Source organism: Paenisporosarcina sp. P5_A11 (assembly GCF_056400705.1).
Map to the genome: position 1 here is coordinate 1 of NZ_JBFUKT010000214.1, position 4,993 is coordinate 4,993.

Sequence of the window (4,993 nt, forward strand, 5' to 3'; positions counted from 1 at the left end):
ATCTTATACATCTACATGACCAACGTGCGAATGATCCTCTTTCATAGAAAACCCCAGCCGAGGCTGGGGTTTTAAACATGGATACCAAGAAAATTCACATGCTACGTAAGGGAGGGAAACCTTACTGGCTTAAAGAAGAAATTGAGACATATATCCATGATTTACCGATAAAGACAATAGAACTGGACAAATAATTGAATCCCCCTCACAATTAGAACAAACGTTCTAATTGTGAGGGGGATTATTTATAAAAAACATTACCGAATCGGACTATTGCTTGTCTGTAAATCCAATAGAATCAATTCCAGTATTACTTGCCCCAATAATATCGTGCTTTCTATCTCCAATCATAATAAAGTCACCAGATTTATGTTCATTATATTTGTCTCCTTTTACAAGAGAATCTCTATAATTCTAACTATCTAAATAAGTTCTTCCTAACTTCTAGTTCCCTCTTGCGTTCCTCTAAGACCTGATTTCAACTCAAAGGACATTATTCACAATACATTTCTCCACAATTTCTTTTAATTCAATTCGACGACTTTCTTTATGGGACAAAGCCGCGGCTTCATTTATTAGTGTCAAATTAATCACATCTTCTTTCGTAATTGTGGATACAGTCCCATCTTTAATTATCGCTACCCACTGTTCCAATGGCTTAGGTAAAGATGGCTTTAGTTCTACTGGATTTATCCATTCTCCTTCTTCTAGCTGACTACTTTTTAAACGAATTTGTTCATTTTCAATTAGCAGTGTTCCTTCTGTCCCATAAAGCTCTAACTGAAACGGACTTCCGTTTGATAAAAAACTAGTCTCAATAACACCCAGTGCACCAGATTCATACTCTAGTAAAACAACAGCGTTATCATCCACTCCTAGATTATTTGTTTGCTGCAACCGTGCGTGTAGGGCCTGTGCTTTTCCAGCTAAACGATTAGTCAAATAAATCGGGTGTGCACCAAGATCAATTAATGAACCTCCACCACATTGTTCCTTATCAAAAAATCGTTCAGGCAACCACCCTTGTGTTTCCCCCTCATTTGGCACGGCTCCATTATGAGCAAGTCTACAACGAACCATTGTCAATTTACCAAGCCATCCTTTATCCACTACCTTTTGGGCATATAAATAATAATCCATTGTTAACCTAGGTAAAGAAACCATCAGATTAACCCCGTGTGCTTTGACTGCATCAAAAATTTCCTCACAGTCTTTGACAGAAAATGCCAACACCTTTTCAGTGAAAATATGTTTTTTATTTTTTGCTGCAGCAAGAATGATTTCTTTATGCAGATTCGTAGGTGTATTGACAACAATAGCATCTATGGAAGGGTTTGCTAGAACTGATTGTAAATCTTGTTCAAACGGTACACCCAGCTCCTCTGCCCATTYTCTACCACGCTCTATATCTTCGTCCCATACAAGTTGGACGGAAAGATGTTCATTTTCCCTTATCTCTCTTTCATAATCATCAGCATGTACATGCCATCTACTCAATAATGCAACATAAATCATTATAGTTCCTCCTTAATATAATCAGGGTTAGACCACTTTAAGATGCCTTCTATATTCAAGATTTCAAGTAATCATTCAATCAAAATAAACCGCTTTACCAGTTTTTGCAGATTCATATATTGCTTCTAAAATTTGTGTGACAACTAAGGCTTCTGCTGGTTTCACGATCGGTTCTGTGTTATTAATGATGCTTTCTACCCAACACCTCGCCTCAAGGTCAGAATCACTTTCTGCCTTTCCATTATAAAAAGCAACACCACCAGCACCTAACTCTACATTCGTTGCATACAGTTTACTAAAATTCTCTCCATTAATGCGCAATCCGTCTTTCATATCTGCTCCACCTTCAGTCCCACTAAGGGAACATTTTGCTTCATCGATATCCAATGTATTCAATGCCCAACTTGACTCTAAGACAATTGTTGCTCCATTTTCCATCGTAATAAATCCGAATGCAGAATCTTCAACCGTGAACTTTTCTGGATCCCAAGGACCCCATGCATTTGCAGCGTCCTTCTTTTGCCCTAATTTATGATAGGTCGTACCCATCACAGATTTAGGTTTATAATTGTCCATCATCCAAAGTGTTAAATCAAGCGCATGTGTGCCAATATCAATTAACGGGCCGCCACCTTGTTTCTCTTCATCTAAAAATACTCCCCAAGTTGGTACTGCCCGACGGCGAATGGCATGGGCTCTTGCGTAATACACTTCACCTAAATCACCCTGTTTACAAACGTTATGTAAATACTGACTGTCAGGTCTAAAGCGATTGTTATAACCAATCGTTAGCTTTTTACCGGTACGTTCTGCTGTTTCAACCATTAATTTAGCTTCTTCAGACGTTTTTGCCATCGGCTTCTCACACATGACATGCTTGCCAGCTTCCATTGAAGCAATTGAAATTTCCGCATGAGAAATATTTGGTGTCAAGACATGGACAACGTCGATTGATTCGTCTTCCAATAATTGTTTGTAATTTTTATACACTGCCGCTTCGGGTGTTCCATACTCTATTGCGGCTTTTTCTGCCTTTTTTATTTCAATATCGCAAAATGCAACCATTTCTACTTGTTCAAGCTTTTTAAGACTCGGTAAATGTTTTCCGTTTGCTATACCTCCACAACCAATAATAGCTACTCTTAATTTCTTAGACATTCTATTTTTCTCCTCAAATAGTATATTTTACAACAAATTATTTTAAGATTTTAGAAGTAAGTAACCTATGGATATCTCAACATTATTCATATGTTTGAATCAGATAATAAAGTTAACTCTTTTTATAACCTAAGTTACTCTTGCCAAGCCCCGGTAGCTCAAAAAGAAAAAAGAGATGTCTTTGCAGCTCACTGATCTTCAACTAAAGCACCCGTTAGTTCAACAGTTCAATCGTAAAAATTGTTTACTTCACACAAGAAAAAGCCAATACGACTGGGATCCGCTGTCTTCTAACAAATTCTTCTTCGCTACTAAAACGTTCACGTTTTGGTGTACCTTCACGTAAATCCAATACTGTAAAGCCAGCTTGTCTAAGTGCGATAAAATATTGTTCAATTGTGCGATGATACTTAACCACTACTTGATCAATCCAAGGCTCTTTTCTTTCACCCTCATGGAAATAGTCATCGACAATCCAATTACTGCGTTTATCCCCACTTTGCTTACTAGCAAATGAAGAAGTTGTCAGGGGATGCTGGATACTAAAAACAAATCTACCGTTTTCTTTAAGTGTTTTATAAACAGCTTGAAATAGGCGGTTAACGTCGGAAACATAATGGAATGCGAATCTAGAAGTTACAAGATCAAATGCCTCTTCCGGATAATCATAGGATTCCATTGTTTCACAGTGTATTGTTCCGTTTTGTTCGAGTAAGTTAGAGCGTGCAGCTTCTACCATTTGTTGCGAACCTTCTACTCCTGTGTAGTTTTTTGCCCCTAAATGTAAAAGTTCTTTTCCGAACGAGGCATCACCACACCCTAAATCTAAGATGCTTATTTCTTGAATGCTCGGAATTAATTCAAAGATAATTGGACCTTCAATGGCATTATTTGGACTATCTTGTCTGTTTCTTCTTTTCATGTAACTTGAAAAAAAATCCGTTTGATCGTAAACACTAGCTCCTCTAAATTCCATCCAATCACCTCCCCATCTTATTAATTCTCTTTTCTTTCTTTTTCTTTTTTAAAAAACTGATTTGTAATGTCGGGCGACTCATCGCTAAACACACAAATTAATGTATTCTATCACATGTTTTTTAGAATAGACAAGTAATAAAATACTTACTTTTCAGAAAAAAAGAAATAATCAACTATTTTTTTTGCTGTAAACTATCTGTTATTAAACTAACCTGCCGCGTTAGTTCAATAAGAGAATGGCCCCACCTGAAGTAAAGCACCCGTTACTATAAAATTAATTTGAGCACGCTCTTACCAGCAGAATAATTGCTACGATTATTACAATTGAACCAATATTGACTAAACATCCACTGCTGGGTGCTCCTGTATGGGCTTGAGCCCACGCATTGTTTAAGGCACCACCAGGATTTTTTCGTTGTTCTTTAGCTTTTAACCTATCTCTTTCTTTCTCGGACATTATAAGCCCCCCATTTTTTACGATTTTAATGTCATAAAATTTCTCTTTTCTTATTCAATCTGCCCAGTTACTTCAATAAGAAAAAAGCTGTATTCGCAACTAACATCTTACATTTTGCGTTTAAAACCAAGCAGCCCTCTATCTATATCTTTTTGAATATTTTTGGAAGCAAGCAGGATACTGTTTTTTTCTTTCCACGCCTGACTTCGACTGGGCCTACTGCCTTTGCGGTTTCAACCTCCTTATCATGGAGCGGCAAATATGAAATCCCAACTGTGTAGATAAAATTATTCAAAGCGGATTTCGTTCGATCTGGTGAATCGTGAATCGTATTTTCCACCTGATCAAGCATACTGGCAATTTTGCTGGCGCTAAATTCAGTGTCTAGGCAATTACCAAGAAGCCAACAGTAACAGCCCCAACCTGCCTACATTCTAAGTTCTTCACCGCTTGCGATCCATTTATCGGCAACAACTTGCGCAAATTCGGTTTCTGCCAAAGTTACTGCAACTACAAAATCTGACAGCATTTAAAAATACGCCGCATCCATCCAACGCTCAAAATCTGCCTCAGTCATTGTCATTGAGTCCGCAATGACGCCGGCAAAATACATGGCATCGTAGTTCCCGGTGGCGTAAAGCAGCTCGGCTAAAGGCTAATCTTTCTTGATTTTCTTTACGAGCGGCTTCATTGCGCCTGTAGCCACGGCAAAAAGCGGCTCTATCCAATCATATAAATCTGTGTTTTTTTATCAATCCCCCATCCCCACAATACAGATAGAACGATAAAACCTCCTCCATAGGCGGCATAAACTCTACTGAACGATGGGAACGATTGAATTGTAGCTATGATACCGTAAAGAGCTAGAGTAACACCTCCTAGAAT

General features: G+C 38.0%; 4 protein-coding genes and 3 pseudogenes. All 7 read right to left on the minus strand.

All coding sequences use genetic code 11. The annotated features are described in order from the left end of the window. Positions 1 to 270: 270 nt before the first annotated feature. Positions 271 to 363: pseudogene (locus tag AC1DOS_RS17925) on the minus strand (HAD hydrolase-like protein); the annotation flags it as partial. 120 nt (positions 364 to 483) lie between these two features. Further along, positions 484 to 1,515 carry a Gfo/Idh/MocA family protein gene (locus tag AC1DOS_RS17930; protein ID WP_477538598.1) on the minus strand — a complete coding sequence of 344 codons (1,032 nt, stop codon included), beginning with the start codon at positions 1,513 to 1,515 and terminating at the stop codon, positions 484 to 486. A 75-nt stretch (positions 1,516 to 1,590) separates the two neighbouring features. Further along, positions 1,591 to 2,673 carry a Gfo/Idh/MocA family protein gene (locus AC1DOS_RS17935; protein WP_108587345.1) on the minus strand — a complete coding sequence of 361 codons (1,083 nt, stop codon included), beginning with the start codon at positions 2,671 to 2,673 and terminating at the stop codon, positions 1,591 to 1,593. 244 nt (positions 2,674 to 2,917) lie between these two features. Continuing rightward, the gene (locus tag AC1DOS_RS17940) at positions 2,918 to 3,649 is read right to left on the minus strand and encodes a class I SAM-dependent methyltransferase (protein ID WP_477538599.1); all 732 of its coding nucleotides are present in this window, start codon (positions 3,647 to 3,649) and stop codon (positions 2,918 to 2,920) included. 276 nt (positions 3,650 to 3,925) lie between these two features. After that, a complete protein-coding gene (locus AC1DOS_RS17945; protein WP_108587347.1) occupies positions 3,926 to 4,108 on the minus strand; it encodes a DUF6366 family protein in 183 nt (60 codons plus the stop codon). 107 nt (positions 4,109 to 4,215) lie between these two features. Then, positions 4,216 to 4,829, minus strand: a pseudogene (locus AC1DOS_RS17950) (DNA alkylation repair protein); the annotation flags it as partial. Beyond that, positions 4,830 to 4,993, minus strand: a pseudogene (locus AC1DOS_RS17955) (YnfA family protein); the annotation flags it as partial.